General features: G+C 71.6%; 17 protein-coding genes and 1 pseudogene. 11 read left to right on the top strand and 7 right to left on the bottom strand.

What is annotated here, in order from left to right; genetic code table 11:
* Positions 1 to 73: 73 nt before the first annotated feature.
* Positions 74 to 270: pseudogene (locus ACGF4F_RS02305) on the top strand (ISL3 family transposase); the annotation flags it as partial.
* A 65-nt stretch (positions 271 to 335) separates the two neighbouring features.
* Here the strand turns inward: ACGF4F_RS02305 and ACGF4F_RS02300 are convergent.
* From ACGF4F_RS02300 to ACGF4F_RS02290, 3 genes are all read right to left on the bottom strand, one after another.
* On the bottom strand, positions 336 to 917 hold the full coding sequence (locus tag ACGF4F_RS02300; protein ID WP_357435415.1) for a dihydrofolate reductase family protein: 582 nt from the start codon (positions 915 to 917) through the stop codon (positions 336 to 338).
* A 66-nt stretch (positions 918 to 983) separates the two neighbouring features.
* Positions 984 to 1,823 carry a helix-turn-helix domain-containing protein gene (locus tag ACGF4F_RS02295; protein ID WP_393074027.1) on the bottom strand — a complete coding sequence of 280 codons (840 nt, stop codon included), beginning with the start codon at positions 1,821 to 1,823 and terminating at the stop codon, positions 984 to 986.
* A 369-nt stretch (positions 1,824 to 2,192) separates the two neighbouring features.
* Positions 2,193 to 3,377 carry a peptidase M23 gene (locus tag ACGF4F_RS02290; RefSeq protein WP_393074024.1) on the bottom strand — a complete coding sequence of 395 codons (1,185 nt, stop codon included), beginning with the start codon at positions 3,375 to 3,377 and terminating at the stop codon, positions 2,193 to 2,195.
* Positions 3,378 to 3,659: 282 nt separating this feature from the next.
* Between ACGF4F_RS02290 and ACGF4F_RS02285 the strand changes: the two genes are divergently transcribed.
* From ACGF4F_RS02285 to ACGF4F_RS02270, 4 genes are all read left to right on the top strand, one after another.
* On the top strand, positions 3,660 to 6,233 hold the full coding sequence (locus tag ACGF4F_RS02285; RefSeq protein WP_393074021.1) for an SDR family oxidoreductase: 2,574 nt from the start codon (positions 3,660 to 3,662) through the stop codon (positions 6,231 to 6,233).
* Between the two features lie 122 nt (positions 6,234 to 6,355).
* A complete protein-coding gene (locus ACGF4F_RS02280) occupies positions 6,356 to 6,766 on the top strand; it encodes a hypothetical protein (RefSeq protein WP_357435421.1) in 411 nt (136 codons plus the stop codon).
* A 16-nt stretch (positions 6,767 to 6,782) separates the two neighbouring features.
* Positions 6,783 to 7,379, top strand: coding sequence for a cell wall protein (locus ACGF4F_RS02275; protein ID WP_357435423.1), 597 nt, complete (start codon positions 6,783 to 6,785; stop codon positions 7,377 to 7,379).
* A 74-nt stretch (positions 7,380 to 7,453) separates the two neighbouring features.
* On the top strand, positions 7,454 to 8,320 hold the full coding sequence (locus ACGF4F_RS02270) for a MauE/DoxX family redox-associated membrane protein (protein ID WP_357435424.1): 867 nt from the start codon (positions 7,454 to 7,456) through the stop codon (positions 8,318 to 8,320).
* A gap of 83 nt (positions 8,321 to 8,403) precedes the next feature.
* Here ACGF4F_RS02270 and ACGF4F_RS02265 read toward each other — a convergent pair whose 3' ends face one another.
* Positions 8,404 to 9,423, bottom strand: coding sequence for an ornithine cyclodeaminase family protein (locus ACGF4F_RS02265; protein ID WP_357435426.1), 1,020 nt, complete (start codon positions 9,421 to 9,423; stop codon positions 8,404 to 8,406).
* 101 nt (positions 9,424 to 9,524) lie between these two features.
* Here ACGF4F_RS02265 and ACGF4F_RS02260 point away from each other — a divergent pair, with 101 nt between their 5' ends.
* Positions 9,525 to 10,088: a histidine phosphatase family protein gene (locus tag ACGF4F_RS02260; RefSeq protein WP_357435427.1), complete on the top strand. Its 564-nt coding sequence runs from the start codon at positions 9,525 to 9,527 to the stop codon at positions 10,086 to 10,088.
* An 8-nt stretch (positions 10,089 to 10,096) separates the two neighbouring features.
* Here the strand turns inward: ACGF4F_RS02260 and ACGF4F_RS02255 are convergent, their stop codons facing one another.
* Positions 10,097 to 10,285 (bottom strand): hypothetical protein, encoded by a 189-nt coding sequence (locus ACGF4F_RS02255; RefSeq protein ID WP_357435429.1) that lies wholly within the window; start codon positions 10,283 to 10,285, stop codon positions 10,097 to 10,099.
* Positions 10,286 to 10,574: 289 nt separating this feature from the next.
* On the opposite strand from ACGF4F_RS02255, the gene ACGF4F_RS02250 reads away from it, so the two are divergent.
* Both ACGF4F_RS02250 and ACGF4F_RS02245 read left to right on the top strand, forming a co-directional pair.
* The gene (locus tag ACGF4F_RS02250) at positions 10,575 to 14,915 is read left to right on the top strand and encodes an ExeM/NucH family extracellular endonuclease (protein ID WP_357435430.1); all 4,341 of its coding nucleotides are present in this window, start codon (positions 10,575 to 10,577) and stop codon (positions 14,913 to 14,915) included.
* A gap of 97 nt (positions 14,916 to 15,012) precedes the next feature.
* Positions 15,013 to 15,354 (top strand): hypothetical protein, encoded by a 342-nt coding sequence (locus ACGF4F_RS02245; protein WP_357435431.1) that lies wholly within the window; start codon positions 15,013 to 15,015, stop codon positions 15,352 to 15,354.
* A gap of 89 nt (positions 15,355 to 15,443) precedes the next feature.
* Here ACGF4F_RS02245 and ACGF4F_RS02240 read toward each other — a convergent pair whose 3' ends face one another.
* Positions 15,444 to 15,710, bottom strand: coding sequence for a GlsB/YeaQ/YmgE family stress response membrane protein (locus tag ACGF4F_RS02240; protein ID WP_357435966.1), 267 nt, complete (start codon positions 15,708 to 15,710; stop codon positions 15,444 to 15,446).
* Positions 15,711 to 15,843: 133 nt separating this feature from the next.
* The gene (locus tag ACGF4F_RS02235; RefSeq protein ID WP_393074013.1) at positions 15,844 to 16,917 is read right to left on the bottom strand and encodes a sporulation protein; all 1,074 of its coding nucleotides are present in this window, start codon (positions 16,915 to 16,917) and stop codon (positions 15,844 to 15,846) included.
* An 821-nt stretch (positions 16,918 to 17,738) separates the two neighbouring features.
* Here ACGF4F_RS02235 and ACGF4F_RS02230 point away from each other — a divergent pair.
* The 3 genes from ACGF4F_RS02230 (at position 17,739) to ACGF4F_RS02220 (ending at position 22,721) form a co-directional block, all read left to right on the top strand.
* Positions 17,739 to 20,180, top strand: coding sequence for a hypothetical protein (locus tag ACGF4F_RS02230; protein ID WP_393074010.1), 2,442 nt, complete (start codon positions 17,739 to 17,741; stop codon positions 20,178 to 20,180).
* Between the two features lie 158 nt (positions 20,181 to 20,338).
* Positions 20,339 to 21,088 (top strand): hypothetical protein, encoded by a 750-nt coding sequence (locus ACGF4F_RS02225; protein ID WP_357435435.1) that lies wholly within the window; start codon positions 20,339 to 20,341, stop codon positions 21,086 to 21,088.
* Between the two features lie 169 nt (positions 21,089 to 21,257).
* On the top strand, positions 21,258 to 22,721 hold the full coding sequence (locus tag ACGF4F_RS02220) for an MFS transporter (protein ID WP_357435437.1): 1,464 nt from the start codon (positions 21,258 to 21,260) through the stop codon (positions 22,719 to 22,721).
* Positions 22,722 to 22,784 lie beyond the last annotated feature (63 nt).

The following is a 22,784-nucleotide window of genomic DNA, read 5'->3' as shown; positions in this document are numbered from 1 at the left end:
TGGGGCGGGCGTCGGGAAGGGACAGGGTGTGTCAGGAAGGTAACTGGGCTCTTCACAGTTGAGGGTGTAGTCGCAGCAGACCACCCGCGGCCGCCGCGGCCGTAAGAACGACCCGCTCTACCGTGCCCGGCGAACCCTGCACACCGGTGCCGACCCGCTCACCGACAAGCAGGCCGCCCGACTCACGGCCCTGTTCGCCATCGATGAGCACGTCGAGGTCGAGGCCACCTGGGGCATCTACCCAGCGGATGATCGCCGCCTACCGGCACCCCGGACCCAGCCGCGGGCCGCGAGCTGATGGTCAAGCTGATTCTTCGCGTAACCGCTCAGATCGGTCAACGGCGCACCCGATAGCGCAGGTGAAGCACCCGGTTGCCCTGAATCACCACGTCAGGATCCTCCAAAAGGTGCTGCGCGACGACCGACCCGAAGTAGCGCTTGCCGGACCCGAACACGACGGGTACGACGTCCATGCGCACCTCGTCGACCAGGCCCGCGGCAAGCACCTGGCCACCGACGTCGCCAGCGGCGACCTCGACCATGCGGTCACCCGCAAGGTCCTGCGCCTTGGCCACGGCTGCCTCGACGCCGTCGACGAAGTGAAACGGCGCCTCGGGGTCCCAGCCCTCGGGCTCCGGCCGGTGCGTCACGACGACCACGTGGTCGATCCCGCCCGGAGGCTTCCCGTCCCAGCCGTCCGTCATGTCGAAGACGTGGCGGCCGACGATCGTGACTCCGATCTGGTCCCAGTACGGCCGGGTGTATTCGTAGGACGTCTGCGACACCTTCACCTCGCCGCTCTCGTCCAACGGGACGTCACCGCTGGACAACCAGTCGAACAGCGGTCCGGGCTGGTCATTCTCGTCCGCGACGAAGCCGTCCACCGACACCGAGCTGTACATGACCACCTTGCCCACGGGGCTCTCCTCTGCTTTGGCGTGCCCCCAAATTAGCGTGTCGTGAGCTGTCGCTCTTGTAAGAAATCAATCGGCCGGCAGCGGCCAGCTGTCCAGCACGTGGCCGGGATGTTCGCGCAGGAACCGCCGCCGGACTTCGACGTACCGGGTCGGCGTGAGCCCGGTGAACGCCCGGAACTCGTGGCCGAAGTGGGCCTGGTCGAAGTAGCCTGCGCCACCGGCGAGTTCGCCCCAGTCGATCGGCCCGGCGGGGTTGATCGCGAACACGGTGGCGGCGAAGCGGTGGGTGCGGGCCAGCCGCTTCGGCGTGACGCCGATGAGCTCCTTGAACCGCTGTGCCAGATGAGTGCTGCTGACCCCGGCTGCCACCCTCAGGTCGCCGATCGCCACCGACCCGCTGGTCGCCGCGATGACGCTGCTCGTATGGCGGACCAGCCCCAGGCCGGCGGTCTCGCCCAGCCGTCGCATTAGCTCCTCCTCGAGCAGCGTCAGCATCTCGTACGGTCCGTCCGCCGTGGCCAGCCGGTCTCGCAGCTCAGCAATGGCGGGCCGGCCCCAAACCTGCTCCACCGTCACCGGCCGGTCACACAGCTCGGCCGCGGGCATCGGCAGGAACGGCGCCAGCCCCCACGGCTTGAAGTGCACGCCGACGGACCGGGTCCGGAGTGGGTAGCCGAACTCCAACGCGCGGGTGGGCATGGTGACCACGCAGCCGTCGGCGTACTCGGCCGTCTCGATGTCGGTGCCGGCGCGAATGCGGAACGGCGCCCCGAGGTTGACGATGAGCAACGCCGCCGGCATCGGCGGCAGCGTCAGCCGGGCGTACGGCGGCGCACCCTCCAGGTAGTAAAGGTCGTCGATCAGCCCGTCCAGCGGCGGTCGCGGCACTCTGGACACGTACTCCACGCCCACAGCATCGCCGACGCCCCGCCCGCATCGCGCGCCGGGATGGTTCAGCCGCGCTGCCGCCAGCATCGAGCCGGCGTCGATCCCGGACGAGCGCCCGGCCGCGGACATTTGCGTGGGATACGCGTGCTGCGTGAGAGATGGAGGATTCTCGGCCCTATTGCGTTGTGAAGAGTTCGGTAACTGCCTCCTACGTGCGCGGGCTGCGCGCCCACTCCCCACAGCCAGGCCAGGGCGCCCTGCGCCGGCGACCCGACGGTGCGGGCGGGGTGCCCCACACCGTCGGGTCGGCTCGCGCCTGCGCCGGTCCGACCTCTCGCGAAGCCGGCACGGTCGCCCAGGCGACGGCCGGCGGCTGCGGAGCGACGGTCAGCAGTACCCGTTGACGGCGCCGCTGCTACCGGTCCAGAGGTAGGCGTCGGACACCCAGGTGCCGTCGGTGAGCCTGTTCCACAGTGCCGTGGTGCCCCATCGGCCGCTGTGTGTGGTGCCGTTCGCCGAGCAGGCGATGCTCACGGTCGCACCGTCGGCGACGGATCCGGCGATCCCGTAGCCGGTGCCGGGACCGGTGCGCCGGTTGACCGAGCCGCCTCCGTTGGCGTCCACCACACCCTGGGTGAAGCCGAGCGCGCCGTAGTTGTAGAGCGCCCCGCCCACGTTCACCTGGGCCGAGCCGTGCAGCGCGTACCCCTGGTAGGTGGCGCCGCCCGGAATGATCACCCACTTGCCGAGGTTGTGGCCGTGCATCGGCACGTACGCGTTGTTCTGCCGCAGCGCGAAGTGCACGTGCCGGCCGCTCGCGGCGCCGCCGCAGGTCACGTCCGTGCCGGTGTCCCCGAGGTAGGCCCCCTCGCCGACACCCGCGCCGTTGACGTTAATGCTGTTCCAAAGGTGGTAGTAGTCGGTGGCGTAGCCGCGGTCGTGGATCACCCGGATCCAGCCCCGGCACATGGTGTACGCGGTGCCGCCGCGGGCCGCCAGCACCCGCTGGTCGCCGCCGGCCAGGTCGATCGCGCTCCACGGGCTCTCGCTGCCGCCCCAGCCGTGGGGTCCGCCGGTGAGATACCAGGACTGGCCGATTCCGTACGGCAGTCGCATGCCGGTGCGGTAGTCGCCACCGGCGTACATCGGCGTCACCGCGGTGAACACCTGCTTCTCGCGGTCGGAGACCACCGCCGCGGGTGCCGCCGCGGCCAGGTCGGCGAAGGCCGGTTCGCCGTCGAACGCGATCTGCCAGCCGCGGTCCTGTGCCCGAGCCACGAACAGCCAGCCGGCCGGGTAGGCGTCCTCCTGCTGCGGCGCGACGACGACGGCGGTGCCGAAGGCCCAGTGCTGGCCGGCTCGGCGGGTGATGTGCACCCGGGTGTCGGACGCGTCGGCGGCACGCAGCGCCGGCTCCGTCTTCAGGCTGGCCTGCTGGAGCAGCTTCGCGGTGACGGCGGTGGTCACGTCGGTCGACGGGGCCGCCTGGGCGGCGGTGGGACTGGTGGTGAGCAAGGTCGCGCCGAGCAGTGACGCGGCGGCGACACCGAGCGCGATCCGGAGATGGGGCATGGGTCCTCCTTCACCAAGGGGTGGGAGGGAGGCTAGCCACTCTATCGACGCCTGTCTACGCCTCTGGTCAACTCGGACCCCGCCCGCCCGGTGGTCAGCTCACCCGTTGGGGCCAGCGTCCGGCCCGGCTCGGTCGAACCGCCGAGCCCGTTCGGGGAGACCGCGGGCGAGCCGTTCGGCCAGGACGACTGGCAGCTGTCCGACAAGAGCGCGACTCGCCCCGCAGCCGCACCTAGCTTCGCCGGTAATCACAGACTGTTGCGGTGGGTGGGGGGATTCATCTTGAACAGAACACATATCGTCACCGGCGCCACCGGGTTCGTCGGGCTGGCGCTCGTCCTGGAGTTGCTGCGGCGTACCGACGACGACGTGGCGTGCCTGGTGCGGCCCGGTGCACAGGACCCGGACGTGCGGCTGCGCAGCCTGTTGACCGCGGCGGCGCACGCCTACGGCCAGCGCGTCGACCTCGACGGCCGGGTGCGTACCGTCGCCGGCGACATCACCCGGCCGGACTGCGGCCTGGTCGAGCCGGTCCGCGGCCCGATCACGGACTTCTGGCACAGTGCCGCCTCGCTGCGCTACGAGGAGTCCGCCGCGGCGGAGATCTTCGCCACCAATGTCGACGGCACCCGGCATGCGCTCGCCCTCGCCGACCGGCTCGGCGCCGCCTCGTTCAACTACGTCAGCACGGCCTACGTCGCGGGCACCCGCGACGGGGTGATCACCGAGCGCCTCATCGCGCCCGACGGCAACAACAACGCGTACGAGCGCAGCAAGGCCACCGCCGAGGCACTGGTCCACGGCCACGCCGGCACCGCGACCCGCATCCTGCGGCCCAGCATCGTGGTCGGCCACCGTGGCACGCGAGCGGTCGTCGGCAGCTACACCGGGATGTACGGCTTCCAGCGCCGGCTCGCCGTGTTCGCGCAGAGTCTGTCGACGCGCGCGCCGCAGCGCCTGCGCCGGCCCGTGCGGATGCTGGTGGACCCGGGCACGCCGCTGAACTTCATTCCCGTCGACGCGTTGGTCGAGCAGATGATCGGCATCGCCGCCTCGGGCAGTCCGGAACGGATCTTCCACCTCACCAACTCGACCCCGCCGGCCGCCGGCGAGGTGCTGCGGCGGATCTTCGCGCTGGCTGGGCTGCCCGAGCCGGAGTACGTCACCGACCAGTCCGAGCTCGACGACACGGACCGGGCGTTCGCCAGCGGCATCGAGTTCTACCGCTCGTACCTGGTCGGCGAGAAGCTCTTCGACCGGGTCAACAGCGACCGGGCGCTGGGCCGGCCCGACGCGGGGACGATGCCGTTCCCCGACGACGAGGTCACCGCCTACGCCCGCTGGTACCTGGACAACGTCCAGCGCCGCCGGCAGCCGGGGCGGCACCGGGCGGCGCCCGCCCGCTCCGCGCCGGGCGCCGCACCGCAGCCGGCTGAGCCGGTCCGGATCGTCCTGCTCGGCGCCGGTTACACGTCGGTGTGGGCGTACAAGTCGCTGCGGCGGCGGTTGGGCCGGCAGTTGCGCCGGGGCGCGGTGGAGATCGTCTTCGTGGACCCGCTCGGCTATCACTCGTACCACGGTTTCACCGCCGAGGTGCTCGGCGGCATCATCGCCGAGGGGCATGAACGGAGCCCGCTGCGGACGACCTGCCCGCGGGCGCGGCTGGTCCGGGGCACCGCGCAGCACGTCGACCTGGCCCGCCGCGAGGTCGACGTGGCGCTGACCGGCACCGCGGGAGAGACGCTGACCCTGCGTTACGACCACCTGGTCGTCGGCTGTGGCAGCCACGACGACCTGGCTCGGGCGGCGGGGCTCGCCGAGCACGGCTGGTCGCTGAAGAACCCGGGCGGGTCCGCTGCCGTGCGGGAGCGGTTGCTGACGCAGGTGGAGCTGGCCGACGCGAGCCCGGACGAGCAGACCCGGCGGGGCCTGCTCAGCGTGGTCGTGGTCGGGGGCGGCTTCACCGGCGTGGAGATGTCGGCCACGATCGCCGAGATCTTCCGCAGTCTGCGCCCTCGCTACCGGGTGCTGCGCGAGGTCGAGCCGCAGGTGCACCTCGTGCACGGCGGTCCCGATCTGCTGCCGCAGCTGCGTCCCCGGTTCGGCCGGCTGACCGGCTACGCGCACCGCCAGCTTGTGCGGGCTGGCGTGCGGGTGCACCTGGGCACCCGGGTGGCCCGGGTCGACGAGGACGGCGCGTACCTCGATGACGGGTCGGTGCTCGCCAGCCGCCTGGTGGTGTCCACGTTGGGCCAGGCCGTGGCCCCGGTGCCGGGCACGGAGTCGCTGGAGTCGCGCGACGGCCGCCTGGTCACCGACGAATACCTGCGGGTACGCGGCGACGGCGGGCGGGTCTGGTCCGGTGGCGACCATGCCCACATGGTGCACCCGGTCAAGGGGGAGCCCTGCCCGGCCAACGCATTGTGGGCGATCAAGCACGGCGGATGGATCGGGGCGAACATCGCGGCTACGCTGCGCGGCCGGACACCGCGCCGGTTCACCTACCGCGGGCTCGGGCAGGCGGCGAGCCTGGGCGTCGGCAAGGGCGCCGTCGAACTGTACGGGGTGCAGGTCACCGGCTGGCTGGGCTGGTTGATGCGGGCCGGGTTCTTCCTGTGGTTCATGCCTTCGCGGCGGCAGGCGGTACGCAGCCTGCTGGACCTGCTCGGCGCGCCCGTTCTTGGCCGGCGCCTGACCGCGCTGGCGGCGTCCGAGCAGTCGGTCCGGGTGGGCAGCCCGGAGCGGCTCGCGGTGCTGAGCCAGCCGCCCCGTCCGCCCCGGCAGCGTGATGAGCAACCGCCTCGCCAGCGGGACGGCAGCGAGCACGAGCAGCTTTCCCAGCCGGAGCCGCGGTAGGACGTTGCCGCGCCCGTAGGAAATCTTCCCCTAGGCCGTTGACTTCGGTGGTTTTCAACACAACAATCGCCATCAATATCGATAGCTATCGCTGTCGATCGGCCACTTGGGAAGGAGGTTCCATGGCAGCTCTGGTAGGTGAGATGTCGTGGTTCTGCTGCGGCAGCGCCTGGGGTCCCTGCGGCACCGCGGGCGGCGGCGCCTGCGGCACCTGCAAATCCGGCAACTACCAGCACGCCTGGCCCAACGCCTCGGACGCGTGCTTCTCCATCACCCGCCCGGACGCCTGCGGCGTCAGCATGTCCCGCCGCACCTGCGGCTTCCGGCACTACACCACCAACCCGTGCAGCGGTAAGCGGGTCGGCACCACGATCGCCGACTGCGGCCCGCAGACCGACCTGTGGTGCGGCGAGCGCAGCTGCTGCGGCGCGTCCTGCGGCACCAACCGGATCATCGACCTGACGCCCGCGGCGTACAGCGCGATCGCCAGTCTCTCCACCGGGCTGCGGCCCTGCTCGGTCGACACGGTCTGAACGGGAGGGCAACACGATGAAGCAGACCCTGGACCGCCGCCGACTGCTCGCCACCGCCGCGCTCGGTGGCCTGGTCGGCGCCACCGGCCTCGGCTCGCTCGCCCCCGAGGCAGCCTTCGCCGCCGAGGCCGTGACCGTCGAGCCCGGCGCTCCGGATCCGAACTTCGCGGAGGGCCGGATCAGCAAGATCTCCGGCAGCATGCTGCTGGTAACCGGCTCGGACACCGTCCTGCACTCGATCCGGATCACCGACGGCACGAGCATCTGGAAACTGCACCCGACCACGTTCGACCAGATGGCCGTCGGCGACGGGCTCTACGCCCGCGGCCTGCGCCTGCCCGACGGCACCCTCGCCGCGGACTCCGTCTGGGTCAACATCGTCAACCTGCACGCACACATCGCGTCGGTCGGCCGCAACATGCTGCACCTCGACCACAAGGGCCACCGGATCGTGGGGCACGTCGTGCCGGGTCGCTCCGCCGCGGTCTACAACGGCACCCCCGCGATCAGCGACATGTCGCTGCTGCGGGTCGGCCGGCACGTCCAGGTGCTCGGCGCCTGGCACCCGGACACCAACGAGATCGACATCGCCACCGTCTACGCCGCCGCCTGACCGGCAACCCCGGGCGGTGCGCCGCCGCGCACCGCCCGGGCACCGCCCGCCGGCCAACCCCGATGGAGGAACCCATGATCGAAGTGCTCGCGGCGCTGCAACCGCTGGTCATCGGTGCGGTGCTGATCTGGTCCGCGCGCATCAAGCTGTTCAGCCGGCACGCCGCCGCGATCGCCAACCGGTCGGCGCTCGTCCGCCTGATCGGGCAACGCCGGGCGCTGCCCGCGTACCGGGCGCTCGGCGGCATCGAACTGACCCTCGGCGCGCTGCTCCTACTACCACCCGCGCTGCGGCTGGAGGCGATCGCCGCGACCGGACTGGCCGTCGGCTTCCTCACCTACCTGACCTACGCCCGCCGCGTGGCACCGACCTCCTCCTGCGGCTGCCTGAGCGCGCAATCGACCCCCGTCTCCGGCCGCAGCCTGGCCCGGGCCGGCCTCCTGGTGGCGGCGGGCGCCCTCGCCGGGCTGGCCGCCGGCGGCTGGTGGACGGCGCTCGCCGCACGGCCGCTGGCCGGCGCCGCCGTGCTGCTCGCCGAACTCGCGGCGGTGGTGGCGCTCTCGCCGGAGCTGGACGCGGCCTGGCTGCTGCCGCTGCGCCGGCTGCGCGCCCAGCTCACCCACCCACTGCGGGGCGGCTCCGGCGTACCGCTGCTCGCCACCGTGCAGCAGCTTCAGCTCAGCGAATCCTACCGGCGGGTAGCGCCGCTGCTCCGCTCCGACGTCCGGGAACACTGGGACGACGGCGACTGGCGCTTCGTCGGGCACGCCGCGCTCTACCAGGGTCGTCCGGTGACGGCGGTGTTCGCCGTGCCACTGGCGGACCCGGAGCCGGACGCGGTACGGGTCGCCGTGGTGGACGACGCCACCGGGCAGACCCTGCTGAGCCTCGCCGGCACGCCGCGGCCCGCCGGCCCCCGGCTCGCCGTCGTCCCAGCCTAGGAGGCGGTCAGCGCGGCCAACTCGTGAACCAGGCGGGATCACCAGGGCCCGGTGATCCCGCCTGGTTCGGACGGGCGATCCGCCTAGGCCACGCCGGGGGCCGGGTCGGCGGGCCGCATCGGGGACCGCCCAGCGAGGTGGGTGCGGTAGATCTCGACGGCGACGACGAGGTCCTGCCACGGCATGCCGGTCCCCTTGAACAGCCGCTGCCCGCCGGCGGGCAGCCGCGCGCGGCCGGTCACCACGTCGCGCAGCGGATACAGGTCCTCCGCCCGGACCACGCCGGCGGAGAGCGGTATGACGATGTCACCCGCCTCGAGCCGGGTGCTGGCGAGCGACTCGACGACCACCCGGGAGCGGGCGACGAGCGTGTCGTCCACCTCCCGGCTGTGCGGCGAGTGCGAGCCGATCGCGACGACGACGGCATCGCCCTTGACCAGCGCGCCGTCGAAAAGCGGCGCCGCCGCACTGGTACAGCAGCAGATGACGTCCGCCCCCGTCACCGCCTCCGCGCACGAGCCGGGATCGAACGCCCGCACCGGAACCCCCCTGCCGTCCAGCCGCGCCGCGAGCCGTTCGCGCCGCGGGCCGTCCCGGCCCACGATCGCGACCTCGCTGATCTCGTACAACGCGAGCATCGCTTCGACGTGGGCACGCGCCTGAGGACCGGTGCCGAAGACCGTCAGCCGCAGCGGGGCCCCAGGCGCCCCGGGCAGCAGGTGCCGCACCGCGAGCGCGGACACCGCGGGGGTACGCAGGTTCGTCAGCGCGGTGCCGTCGATGAGGGCCGCCGGCCGCTGTCCCGGGCCCTCGAAGAGGACGAACGCGCCCTGGATCAGCGGCAGGCCCCGGCGAGCGTTGTCCGGGGTGCTGGTGAGCAGCTTGCAGCCGGTGTACTCCCCTCGCGTGGCGGGCATGACCAGCAGTTCGCCGGCCTGCGTGGCCACCCGCGAGCGGGGTGTCTCCCGTTCCGGATCGAGCCCGGCGCGAAGCGCGGCCTCCAGGGCGTCCACCGCGACCCGGACCGAGGTCTCCGCAACAGCCTCTTCGGAAATCAACTGCAGGCCACCGAAGGAGCCGGGCGAGCGGGTCGGCACGGTCACGGTGGCCTCCGGTGGGACGGACGACGGGACCCCAGCAGGTTAGTGCTCCGCGCGGTTGCGGCTGCCCCGCGCAGGTCCCGTCGCGCCGGTAGCCTCGCCCCATGCCCACCGAGATCGTCTTCGAGACGCACTCCTGGAGTGAGGACAACGACCGGGGACTTGCCACGGGCTGGCTGCCCGGCCGGCTGTCCGGCAAGGGACGAGCACTGGCGGCCGAACTCGGCCGGCGCAGGCGGGACGACCGCATCGACGCGGTCTTCGCCTCGGACCTGCATCGGGCTGCGGAGACGGCCGCCATCGCCTTCTCGGGCACCCCGATACCGGTGCTGCATGACTGGCGCCTGCGGGAATGCGACTACGGGGAGCGCAACGGCATGCCGGCCGCCGAGCTGCACGAGCACCGTGGGCGGTACCTCGACGAGCCCTACCCCGGCGGCGAGAGCTGGCGGCAGGCCGTACACCGGGTTCGGCGTTTCCTCGATGACCTGCCCCTCCAGTGGGCCGGCCGGCGGGTCCTGGTGATCGGGCACGTCGCCACCCGGTGGGGCCTCGACCACTGGATCGGCGGGGTCCGGCTGGAGGACCTGATCGACGCCGATTTCGCCTGGCGGGAGGGCTGGGAGTACCGGTTGGACGAGGCTCACGACGGGCTCGACCGGACGTAGGTCCTCCCTCAGCGCAGCTCCACCTCGACGCCGCCGGCGGCCAACAGCGCGAGAAGGTCGTCCAGGGTGACCGCCGGTGCCCAGCTGCGCCGGTCGTAGCCGGCGACCAGGCGCGCGCGCCACTGCGGAGTCGTGCCAGACCAGGCGGAGCGGCGGTGCGGCACCCCACCCGCCGCACAGGCAGTCGACCAGCGCATCGAGGTTCCAGCCGGGGCAACTGGCGGACCCGAGCGCTGGCGCAGCGGCTGGTGAAGGCCGTGACCTGCGTCGTCCGGGCGGGGCCGGCTCAGCCCGGCGCCCAGTTCACCCGCTTTGGCGCTTAGCACACTCTTGTCCGATCTTCGTGACATTCCGGCCGACAGGCTAACGTGCTCCGTACATCTGGTGGCTCCTGCGCGGACACCGATTGCCGTTAGGTTGCACCAGTCCATCCCCCTATCGAAGGCCCCAGCTTTGAAGCTCCGTAGCCAACGCAGATCACTCAGTGTGCTCGGCGTAGTCGTCACAAGCGGTGCGCTGGCCCTGACCAGCAGCGCTCCAGTCCTCGCCGCCGAAGCGGCGACCCCCTTCATCAGCGAAATCCACTACGACAACGTCGGTACCGACACCGGCGAGGCCATCGAGATCGAGGCGCCGGCCGGCTTCGACCTGACCGGCTGGCAGATCGTCCTCTACAACGGAGCGAACAGTGCGGCGTACAACACCCGCACGCTGAGCGGGGCAGTGCCGGCGGCCGGCGTGGTCGTCGCCAACTACCCGACCGACGGCATCCAGAACGGCTCCCCCGACGGCGTCGCGCTGGTCTCCCCCACCGGCACGGTGGCCGAGTTCCTCACCTACGAGGGCACGTTCACCGCGGTCGGCGGCCCCGCCAACGGGATGACCGGGACCGACATCGGGGTCGCGGAGACCACGAACACCCCCGTCGGCCACTCGCTGCAGAAGATCAACGGAACCTGGAACGCCGAGGCGCCGAACACCTTCGGTGTCCGCAACGGCGGCGGCGACCCCGACCCGGGCCCGGACCCGGACCCGGGTATCGGCTGCACCGTCGCCGTCGACCGCACCATCGCGGAGGTCCAGGGCACCGGCACCGCCACGCCGCTGGCGGGCACCCGGGTCACCGTCGAGGGCGTGGTGACCGCCGACCACCGCACCGGTGGCTACAACGGCATGTACGTCCAGACCGCCGGCAGCGGCGGAGACCGTGCGGTCGCCGCCGGCACCGCCTCCGACGGCATCTTCGTCTACCTGACGACCAACACCGCCAACCACCCGTCGGTCGCGATCGGCGACCGGGTGCGGGTCAGCGGCACCCCGAGCGAGTTCAACGGCCTCACCCAGCTGAGCATCGCCGCCAAGAGCGACGTGCAGATCTGCGCGCACGGCGCCACCCTGCCGGCCCCGGTGCCGGTCAGCCTGCCGCTGGCCGACGACGCCCGCGAGTCGGTCGAGTCGATGCTGGTGGCGCCGGTCGGCCAGTACACCGTCTCCGAGGTGTACAACACCAACCGGTACGGCGAGGTCGTGCTCGCCGCCGGTGACCGCCCGGCCCGGAACGCGACCGATGTCGCCCGCCCGGGCTCGGACGCCGCCAAGCAGGTGATCGCCGACAACAAGCTCCGCCGGGTCCTGCTCGACGACGGCAAGACCACCAACCTGGCCACCGCCGGGCAGCTGCCGCCGTACCTGTCGAAGGAGAACCCGCTGCGGGTCGGCGACTCGGTCGAGGCGTTCGGGCCGTCGGTGCTGTCGTACGGCTTCAACGAGTGGCGGCTACAGCCGACCACCCCGGTCAGCTCGGACACTCCGTCGGTCGGCCGGACCACCTTCAAGGCCACCAACCCGCGTACCACGGGCCCGGCGAACGTCGGCGGGGACGTGCGGGTGGCCAGCTTCAACGTCCTCAACTACTTCGTCCACTTCGGCGGGGACGCCCGTGGCGCGGCGAACGAGGCCGCGCTGGCCAAGCAGGAGGCGAAGATCGTTGCGGCGATCAGCGCCCTGGGTGCCGACGTGGTGGGGCTCGAGGAGATCGAGAACTCGGTCCGGTTCAACGCAGGCGACCCGCAGCAGGCGCTGAAGCGCCTGGTCAACGCGCTCAACGCCAAGGACGGCGCGGGCACCTGGGACTACGTCCGCAGCCCGGCCGAGCTGCCCGCCCCGACCCAGCAGGACTTCATCACCACGGCGATCATCTTCAAGCCGGCGAAGGTCCAGCCGAAGGGGCCGTCGCGCTCGGTCAACGACGAGAGCGTGTGGTTCAACGCCCGCGAGCCGATCGCGCAGACGTTCACCGCGGGGAAGATCTCCTTCACCGTGGTCGTCAACCACCTCAAGTCCAAGAGCGGCACCGGGACCGGCGACAACGCCGACTCCGGTGACGGTCAGGGCAGCTGGAACGGCGACCGGGTCCGGCAGGCCACGGCGCTGACCGCCTTCGTGGACCGGATCAAGGCCGACAGCGGCAGCGACGACGTGCTGCTGCTGGGTGACTTCAACGCCTACACCCAGGAGGACCCGATGCAGGTCCTCTACCAGGCCAAGTACAAGGACCTGAACGACACCGGCAAGTCCACCTACGTCTTCGGTGGCGAGTCCGGCTCGCTCGACCACGCCCTCGCCTCGCCGTCGCTGGCGTCGCGGGTCACCGGGGTTGACGTGTGGCAGATCAACGCGGTCGAGTCGTTCGCCTTCCAGTACGACGGGCTGGCCGCCTTCTACGAGGCGAACCCCTACCGGGCCAGCGACCACAACCCGGTCGTGGTGGGCATCAGCACCAGCGCGAAGCCGGTCAACCTGCAGCTGCTGAGCATCAACGACTTCCACGGCCGGCTGGAGTCTCCGGCCACCGTCGGTGGTCAGCCGGTCGGCGGCGCCGCTCAGCTCGCCGGCCTGGTGGGTCAGCTGCGGGCGCAGAACCCGAACACGGCGTTCGTCTCCGCGGGTGACAACATCGGCGCGTCCACGTTTATCTCGGCGATCGACGGGGACACCCCGACGATCGACGCGCTGAACGCCGCCGGGCTGGCCGCCTCGGCGGTCGGTAACCACGAGTTCGACAAGGGCATCGCCGACCTCACCGGCCGGGTGTCCGATCGGGCCGACTTCCCGTACCTCGGCGCCAACGTCTACCGCGGCGACACCCGGGCGCTGCCGGCGTACTCGGTCAGCACCGTGGGTGGGGTCCGGGTCGGCTTCGTCGGCGTCGTCACCGAGCAGACCGCGTCGCTGGTCAGCCCGGACGGCATCGCCGGCCTGACCTTCCGCGACCCCGTCGCCGAGGCCAACCTGGTCGCCGGGCAGCTCAAGGACGGCAACCCGGACAACGGCGAGGCCGACGTGGTGGTGCTGCTCGCGCACGAGGGCGCGGCGACGGAGAACATCAACTCCGCCGACGCGCTGGCCAACGACCCGGTCTTCGGCAAGTTCACCCGGGTCAACGCCACCATCGACGCGATCTTCAGCGGCCACACCCACCAGCCGTACGCGTTCAAGGTCCCGGTGCCGGGGTCGGACAAGCTGCGCCCGGTGGTGCAGGCCGAGGACTACGGCAAGCGACTGGGCAAGGTGACGCTCACCTTCGACCCGAACACAGGTTCGGTGACCGACGCCGCCGCGCAGCTGGTCGACGTGGTCGGCGCGCCGCAGGACGCGGCGGTGGCCGACATCGTGGCCGCCGCCAAGGCCAAGGCCACCGAGCTGGGCAAGCAGCAGCTCGGTTCGATCACCGCGGACGTCAAGCGGGCCTACACCAACGGCAACGAGGACCGGGGCAAGGAGTCGGCGCTGGGCAACCTCATCGCCGACGTGCAGCTCGCCGGCACCAAGGACGCCGGCCGGGGCGGGGCGCAGATCGCGTTCATGAACCCGGGCGGCCTGCGGGCCGACCTGCTGTACCGGACCGACGGCACGGTGACCTACGCCGACGCCTTCGCCGTCCAGCCGTTCGCCAACGACGTGGTCACCAAGAGCTACACCGGCGCCCAGATCAAGCAGGTGCTGGAGGAGCAGTGGCAGCCGGACGGCGCGTCCCGCCCGGTGCTGTGGCTGGGTGTCTCGAAGGGGTTCAGCTACACCTACAACCCCGACGCGCCCAAGGGCTCGCGGATCACCTCGATCAAGCTCAACGGCACGCCGCTCGACCCGTCGGGCACGTACCGGGTCACGGTGAACTCGTTCCTCGCCGCCGGCGGTGACAACTTCACCACCCTCGGCCAGGGCACCAGCCGGGCCACCACCGGCGACAACGACCTCACCATGCTGGTGAGCTACTTCGCCGCCAACTCGCCGGTCACCGCGGACACCCAGCCGCGCTCGGCGATCGGGCAGGCCGGTCCGCAGTGCACCACGACGATCACCGGCAAGTACAGCAAGGCGCTGGTGGTCACCGCCGGCCTGACCTGCCTGGAGAACGCCACGATCTCCGGCTCCGTCACGGTCAACCCGGGTGCCTCGCTGGTGGTCACCGGCGGCACCATCAGCGGACCGGTGTACGCCACCCGCCCGGTGCTGTTCGACCTCTCCGGCGCCACCGTGTCCGGCCCGGTGACGGTGTCCGGCGCGACCGGCGGGCTGAGCATCAGCAAGGGCAAGGTGAACGGCCCGGTGTCGGTCACCGGCAGCACCGGTGGGGTACGGATCGACACGGTCACGGTCAGCGGTCCGGTCACCGTCAACAGCAACACCGGCAGCCAGCCGGTGGTGGTCGCCGCGAACACCATCAGCGGGTCGCTGGGCTGCTCGGGCAACACCCCGGCCCCGGTGAACGACAGCCGGCCGAACGTGATCAAGGGCTCGGCCACGGGCCAGTGCGCGCGACTGTAGTCCGGATGTGATCCCCGGTCAGCGGCCGGAGCCTGCCAGGCTCCGGCCGCTGACCCGTTTTGCGGGCCGCGATGCCGGCGTTGCTAAGCTCGCCACGATGGGCGTGGACGTCGAACTGGTCAGGGTCGAGCAGATGGGCACGAGCCCACGCCGCCGACGGGAACGCGAAGTGGCCGTGGTCGGCGACCCGGGTTTCCAGTTCGCCGCTCTTCTTCAGCACGTCCAACACGCTGGCCGGACACCGATGCTGGACCGGATCGACCCCTACGGGTCACTAGAACTCACGCCCGCCGAGATGGCCCAGTTCCTTGGCGAGTTGGACGTTCTCGCCGCGATCGTCACGGACCTCGGCGAGCGCCAGGTCCTCGACGCCGTTCGAGGGCTCGCCGAACAATGTTTCGCCGATCCCAAGCTACGGCTCCGATTCGTCGGCGACTAGGTGGGCGACCGACGGGCTACCAGAGATCAGCAGCGCGCCCGTCGCCGGTCCCGTGGAAGACCCGTAAGCGCGCGTCGGGGTGGGGTGATTTAGCGGCGGCGGCCGTAGGCGTTGGACGCGATCGAGACGCCGATCGCCGCGAAGACGACCTGCAGGGCCAACTCGATCCAGTCTATGCCCCGGGTCTCCGCCACGCCGAACACCGTGGCAACGAAGGTGCCGAGGACCGCGGCGACCACGCCGATGAGCACCGTGAGCCAGATCGGGATGCTCTGCCGGCCGGGTACGACCAGCCGACCCAGCGCGCCGATGATCAGACCGATGACGATCGCGGAGAGGATGCCGGTGACTTCCACGAGTGCCCTGCCTTCCGACGGATTGTCGCTGCCCTCGATCATCGCCGGGGCAGTCAAGTGGCCTCACCGGCGGGCCGTCGGAGGACGCCGACGGGTGCCCCGACCCGGCGACCGGTTCGGGGCACCACCGGGGTCAGCCCTCGTCGCCGCCTTCCTCGTCGTCGCCGAACGAGTCGAAGACCTCGTCGGCGATCATGCCGCCAGCGAAGCCGAGCGCCGCGCCGCCGACCACGCCCGCGACCATGCCGCCCATGCCGGAGCCGTGCCGCTCATGGTGGTACTCCTCCTTGTAGTGGCCGCCGGGGTGGCCGTAGCCGGGCGCGCCGTAGGTGGGCTGCCCGTAGCCGGGCGGCGGCGGGGGCGGCGGGTAGCCGCCGGGCATGCCGTACCCGTGCGCGGGCTGGCCGTATCCGTGGCCGGCGTGCAGGCTGCGGTACTGGTCCTGGGCCTGGCGGACCCACCCGTCGACCTGGGCAGTCCAGTCGACGCGGTCGGCGTCGGCGTGGGCGACCTGGTAGCGGCCGTAGGAGTCGTGTCCGCCGCTGAACAGGCCACCGCGCTTGTCGAACTCCAGCACGACGTCGACGTCGTGTTCGTTGGTGACGAAGGTCAGCTCGACCTCGTTGACGCCCTGCGCGTACTGCGGGGCCGGGAAGTACTCGATCTCCTGGTAGAAGGGCAGGCTCTGGTGCAGGCCATAGATGTGGCCGCGTTCCAGGTCGGCGCCCTTGAACTGGAACCCGAGCCGACCGAATGCCTCGAGGATGCGCTCCTGGACCGGCAGCGGGTGTACGTACACCGGGTCGAGGTCGCCCTTGTCCACCGCGCCGCGGATGGCCACCTCGGTGCGCAGGCCCATGGTCATGCCGTGCAGCTGCTGCCCGTACAGGCTGGTCACCGGCGTCTCCCAGGGCATCGCCAGCTGGAACGGCAGCGACAGGTGCTGCCCCTCACGCAGCAGCAGCCCGCCGGCGACACCAACCCGATGGAACTCGACGAACGCGTCGTACTCCTCCCCCGCGCCCTGCATCTCCACCCGGGTGACCAACCCGACGGTGACCTGGTCGATCTGCACGTCATGGCTGCCGCCGACGAGGTTCACCTGCCCGCCCAGCGTCAGTCCCGGGCGGGTGTTGGGATTGGACAGGACCGTGTCGACGCTGGGTCCGCCCACCCCGAACGCGCCCAGCATCTTCTTGAACACCACTACGTCTCCCTCATCAGGCAGCGGACGACACGACCCGGACGTGAAGTGCTCACATCCGAACCCTTGTGTCGCAACAAGATCACCGACGTCCATAATGGATGCCGTTGGCCGAGGAAGGTAGCAGCGCCACCTGAAAAGTAGCTGAGTGTGTTCGCTCAGTTACTGCGAGGCACTCTCTTGTCCATGAATTCGCGCCAGCAACCGCGCTCGACCCCACCCGGTGGCCAGCTGGCACCAATCGCTGCTCAGCCCAACGGTCGGGCGGGCCGCATCTCTGACCGACGGACCACATGGGCTTAGATTTCCATCTATCTGTTTGATAGTCCGAACCTGTACGGCGGTGCTGCTTCTCGCCCGACTGCCCCACACCTTCCGGAAGCCCACGTGAATGTGACGGGCGCCACGCCCGCCTTTCCGTTCGGAAGTCCTTTCGGCGGCAGCTCCCTCGAATTGCGACCACGCATTTCCCGCCGATGCGAACAGCGCCGTCCGATGAGCGACACCGCCACGGCCGGCCGCGCGGCTGCCGAGGTCGGGCCGGCCTGCTATGAGTCGACGCACCACTGTCCGGACATGACAAACGACGCCGGACGTCCCTTGTACGCGCCACCGAGTCAGACGTTCGGACGGAGCCCGGCCGCCGGTTGGTCGAATGCGTCGTGTTTGTAAACCAGCTCTGTCCATTGTCTTCCGTCACCGTGTCACCAACCGGTCAAAGGCTTTACCGAAAGGCACGGAGATATCGATGCTCACTCGGGGCCAAACAATGGCCCGTCGACGTGGGGCCGGACAACGGCCCGGCATCAGGGAGAGGAAGACGAATGTTGAGCACGAAGGCCACCAGGCCCGCACGAGCGGCGCTCGCCGTGATCGTGTCGGGCGCGATGGTGGCACTCGCGGCCGGCAGTGGTCCCGCGTACGCCGCGGACCCGAACGACGCCGCGAAGGCCCGTGCCACACCCGCCTACCAGTTGGCGCGAGGCGAGACGTGTGGGCTGCGTCCGTCGGCAAGCAAGAGCCTGAAGGACGAAACGCTGAGCTGCCTTGGCGTCGAGGCCAAGCTGGACCGCACCCCCGCCGTGGGCGAGACGGCGACCCTGCGGGTCACCGTGCGCGGTCAGGGCAAGATCGGACCGAGCGAGATCAGCGTGACCCTTCCCGCCGAGCTGGAGTGGGTGCAGACGCCGGCGGAGCTGGGCGTCCAGGATCGCAAGAGCATCCTGCCCGAACGGTCCGGAACGGTCTCCGTCGCCCGGACCACCCGCACGCTGCGGGCCGGTGACCGCTTCGCGTTCAGCGGTGTGGTCCGTGCGGTCAAGGCGGGCCCGGTGCAGATCCAGGTGCGGGCCACCGCGCCGCATGGCAAGGACGTCCAGGCCGGTCAGGACGACGTCTTCCTGACCATCGGGGAGAAGCCCGGGCTGTCTCGGCTCGGCCATGCCACGCCGGCCGGCGACAACGCCACCAAGCCGGTGCCCACCGCGGCACGCGCGCCCCGGTTGGCGGGGCAGAAGCCGCGCAGCGTCGGCGTGGACCGGGTGGCCGGCGAGGCGCGGGCGGAGGCCGCGGCCAAGGGCCTGTCCTCGATCAGCCCGCTGGCGGCGTGCGACACCCGGGTCGCCGGGAACTGGAGCTACCAGGACCAGAACGGCAGCTGGCACAACCAGATGAACTTCCAGGTGCAGGTCTGGGACGACGACACCTTCGGCGACTCGCTGCTCGCCACCGGCGTGACCGACGCCAACGGCAACTACAACATCTGCTTCGACTCGCAGGTCGAGGGCTGGCCGGACAGCGGCACCGCGGACATCTACCTCCGCTTCATCAGCTCGAACTCGCTGTGGCGGGTGCAGCGCGGCGGCAACCCGCTGTCCTTCCAGACCGGCACGACCAACGACGTGCCCACCGGCAGCACGCTGAACCTCGGTTCGCTCACCGCCGGCGACGGCGCGCTGCAGCGCGGCCTGCACGCGTTCGACGCCGCGAACGACGCCTGGCTGTGGATCCCGAAGCCGAACAACCTCTGCTGGGACCAGGACGACACGAGCTGCCGGCAGGTGGTCATCAACTGGGCCCCGGACTCGACCGACGGCACCTACTACAGCACCGGCGACAACCAGGTCCACCTGGCCGCCGACGACCCGAACGCGCCGGTAACGGTCGTGCACGAGATCGGCCACGCGGTGATGGACGACCTGTACAACGACAACTTCCCGTCCGCGCCCAACTGCAGCCCGCACAGCATCACGGGCGCCAGCTCCGCGGGCTGCGCCTGGACCGAGGGTTGGGCCGAGTGGTTCCCGGCCACGGTCTACAACGACCCTTTCTACCGCTGGCCGAACGGTGCCTCGCTGAACCTGGAGAACCCGAGCTGGGGCAACGGCTGGGGCGAGGGTGACACGACCGAGGGCCGGATCGCCGGCGCCCTGATCGACATCACCGACTACGCCAACGAGGGGACCTGGGACCGGCACGGGGAGGGTCCGCTCAACATCTGGACCACCTCCCGGCGGCACAACTCCGTCAACTTCGCGGACTTCTGGGCCCAGCGCGCCGCCGACGGGTTCAACGTGGCCGACTCCGGCGCCCTCGCGTCGGTTTACCAGAACACGATCGACTACCAGTTCCGGGACCCGCTGGGCAACTACGCCCCGCTGACCCGCCCGACGCCGATTCCGCCGCACAACTTCGGCTACTCGACCTCGTCGCCCTACTGGTCGGTGGTCGCGCTCAAGCCCAACTCGGGCGACCTCGACCTGCAGCTCTGGGACGACCGGGGGCAGGGCGCCTACCTGGCCGGCAGCGCCCAGGGCGGCACCAACGTCGACTTCGTCGCGGTGGACTCCAACCGCCGTGCGCTGGGTGACTACTACCCGCGGGTGGTCAACTACTCCGGCGGTGGTGGCTACCGGATCGAACTCGCCCAGGGCGCCGTGGTCCTGAACGCCGGCAGCAGCACGATCGCCATGGGCACGAACAACGTGGTCACGGTGCGGGACACCTACCTGACCGCCGGGGTGCCGGTCACCATCTCGGTGGCGACCACCAACATCGGCCAGGACGCGGAGCTGTTCGTTCTGGACAGCGACCCGGCCAACGCCGGCACCTGGATCCGCTCTCGGTCCGCCGCGGTGGCGGCCGCCACGAGCGGCGGGGCCGGCGCGACCGAGACGATCACCTTCACCCCCGCCCGCAGCGCCTGGTACGGGGTCGTCGTGATCAACAAGGCGGGCTCGGGGAATTACACCCTCACCCGGTCCTGACCGTCCGGACGACTGCCTGGAGAACCGGTCCGGGGGCGCCGACCACGGCGTCCCTGGACCACCGTCCGTACCGGGCCAAGGTCCGGCCCGAACGCCGCACGGAACCGGCGGCGCCGTTGCGGCGTCCGACCGGCACCACCGCGACCCGGGAGGCCGCCATGCACCGAGGCAGAGCCCTGGCGCTGCTCGCCGTGCCAGCGCTGCTCGCCACAGCGGCGACAAGCACCGGCTGCGTCGGCCGGGGCGGCACCGATCCGGAGCCGCCAACCGGTGGCGGGGCCTTGGTGCTGCGGCTGAGCGAGCTGCCCGGCATGCTGCCACCTGGCGGCACCGCTGCCGTGCTCCCGGGCTTCTCGCTGTTCGGTGACGGCCGGCTGATCAGCGTCCCGGCCCAACCCTCCGCCGGCTGGCCGCAACTACGCGAGGACCGGATCCCACCGGACGAGGTACGCGAATTGTTCCGTGACGCGGCCGCGCTGTCGGACCAGGCGGCGGCCGGCGGACCGGACGAGCCGGTCGTCCGGATCGTCGTCGGCGCGCCCGGCGGGCCGCGCACCGTGACCCTCCCCCGGGCCAACCCGGCAGCCGCCCGACTGCGGGCGGCACTCGCCGGTCATGCCGCCGGCTCGCCGGTGCCGTACCAGCCGGCGGCCGTGGCGATCGTCGCCATGCCCGCCGATCCCGCCGAGCCGGCCCGGCCCTGGCCGCTGCCGGCGTTGGCCGGCGAACCCCTGGGCGGCACGGCGGCCGGCGCCACCTGCCTGGTGCTGCGAGGCGCTGACCTGGACACCGTCCGCCGGGAGGCGGCCACCGCCGGCGCCGACACCCGCTGGCGCAGTGCCGGTCAGGTGTGGCAGGTGGTACCGCGCCCGCTGCTGCCCGACGAGACCGGCTGCGCCGGCCTGTAGCCGCCACCCGCTGCGCGGACGAACGGCACCGTCGCTGGGCCGGAAGATCCGGCGTGCGGCCGGCGGCACGCCCCGCCTGTTCGTGTGATGCGGACGCGGACGGCCCGCTGGTCGGCCAGAGTCGGAGTGGGCACCGACCGGGTGCCGGGCGGGGGCGGATCGAGCGATCATGGCGAGACCGGCTGAGGGCAGCCACGGCAGGCGCCTGCGCGGCGGGCCGGGGCAGGTGGTCGCGCGGGAGGCGGCCCGGCTGCTCGGCGGGCCCGGCCGGGCCCGGGTCGTGTTGCTGCTGGGCGGGGCGCTCGCGCTGAACAGTGCGGACACCGGCACCCTCGGCGCGGCCGCGAACCAGTTGGAGGCGGATCTCGGCATCAGCCACGCCCAGCTCGGCCTGCTGGCCACGGCGTCGTCGGGGGTCGGCGCCATCGCCTCGGTGCCGCTGGGCGTGCTCGCCGACCGGACCAACCGGGTACGCCTGCTGGTGATCACCACCGCGCTGTGGGCCGCTGCCATGGCCGTCGGCGGCCTCGCGCCCAGCTACGAGTGGCTGCTGCTGTCCCGGCTGCTGCTCGGCGCCGCCCTGGCCGCAGCCGGCCCCGTGGTGGTGTCGCTGACCGGCGACTACATCCCACCCGCCGAGCGCGCGGGGGTGCTGGGCTGGATCCTCGCCGGCGAGCTCATCGGTGCCGGCGCCGGCCTGCTGGCCGGTGGCGAGATCGCGGCGGCGTACTCCTGGCGGTACGCGTTCTTCCTGCTCGCGGCGGCGAGCGCGGTCCTGTCGGTGGCGCTGTGGCGGCTGCTGCCCGAGCCCGCCCGGGGTGGCGCCGGCTGGGGCGCGTTCGAGCCCGGACCGGATTCCGGGCAGCAGCCGACCGGCCGGGCGCAGGCGGTGGTGGCCGCACGCGGGGTCGCGCCGGCGAGCGACCGGGTGCTGACCGCTGATCCGGCGGGGTGGTCGCTGGGCCGTGCGGCGGTCTACCTGCTCGCGATCCCCACGAACCGGTTGCTGATCGTGGCCTCGGCGATGGGCTACTTCTTCTTCGCCGGGATGCGCACGTTCATCGTCGTCTTCGCCGTGCGTCATTTCGGCATCCCGCAGACGGCGCTGGGTGCTCTCGTGCCGGTCATCGGGGTGGTGGCGCTGGCCGGCACGGTGCTCGCCGGCCGGCTCACCGACCGGGCGCTGAGCCGCGGACACACCAGCGTCCGCATCGTGGTGCCGGCCGTCGGTTTCGTCGCCGCCGCGGTGCTGTTCGTACCCGGAGTGTGGTTCACGTCGGTGGCGTTGGCGCTGCCGTTGATCGCGCTCGGCGCGGGCGCGCTCGCGGTGGCCAACCCGCCCCTGGACGCCGCCCGGCTGGACATCGTTCCCGGTCGGCTGTGGGGGCGGGCGGAGAGCCTGCGGACGGTGCTGCGACTCGCCGCCGAGGCGGTCGCCCCGGCCATTTTCGGCTGGCTGGCCGACCAGCTCGGCGGCGCGACGGGACGGTCCAGCGGCGTCGGCCTGCGCAATGCCTTCCTGATCATGCTGGTGCCGTTGGCGGCCAACGGCCTGATCATGATCGCCGCGCGGCGTAGCTATCCGATCGACGTGGCCACCGCGACGGAGTCGGACCGGGCGTCGAACGGCTGACCGGAGGCTCGGCGGGCGGCGCCATCGCGCTCTGGGCGAGGCATTAGAAGCGATTTCAAGCGG

The sequence above is a fragment of the Micromonospora sp. NPDC047740 genome (assembly GCF_043204735.1).
In the GTDB taxonomy this organism is placed as follows: Bacteria; Actinomycetota; Actinomycetes; order Mycobacteriales; family Micromonosporaceae; genus Micromonospora.
The sequence above is the reverse complement of the archived record's forward strand: the minus strand, read 5'-3'. Positions and strand labels throughout refer to the sequence as shown.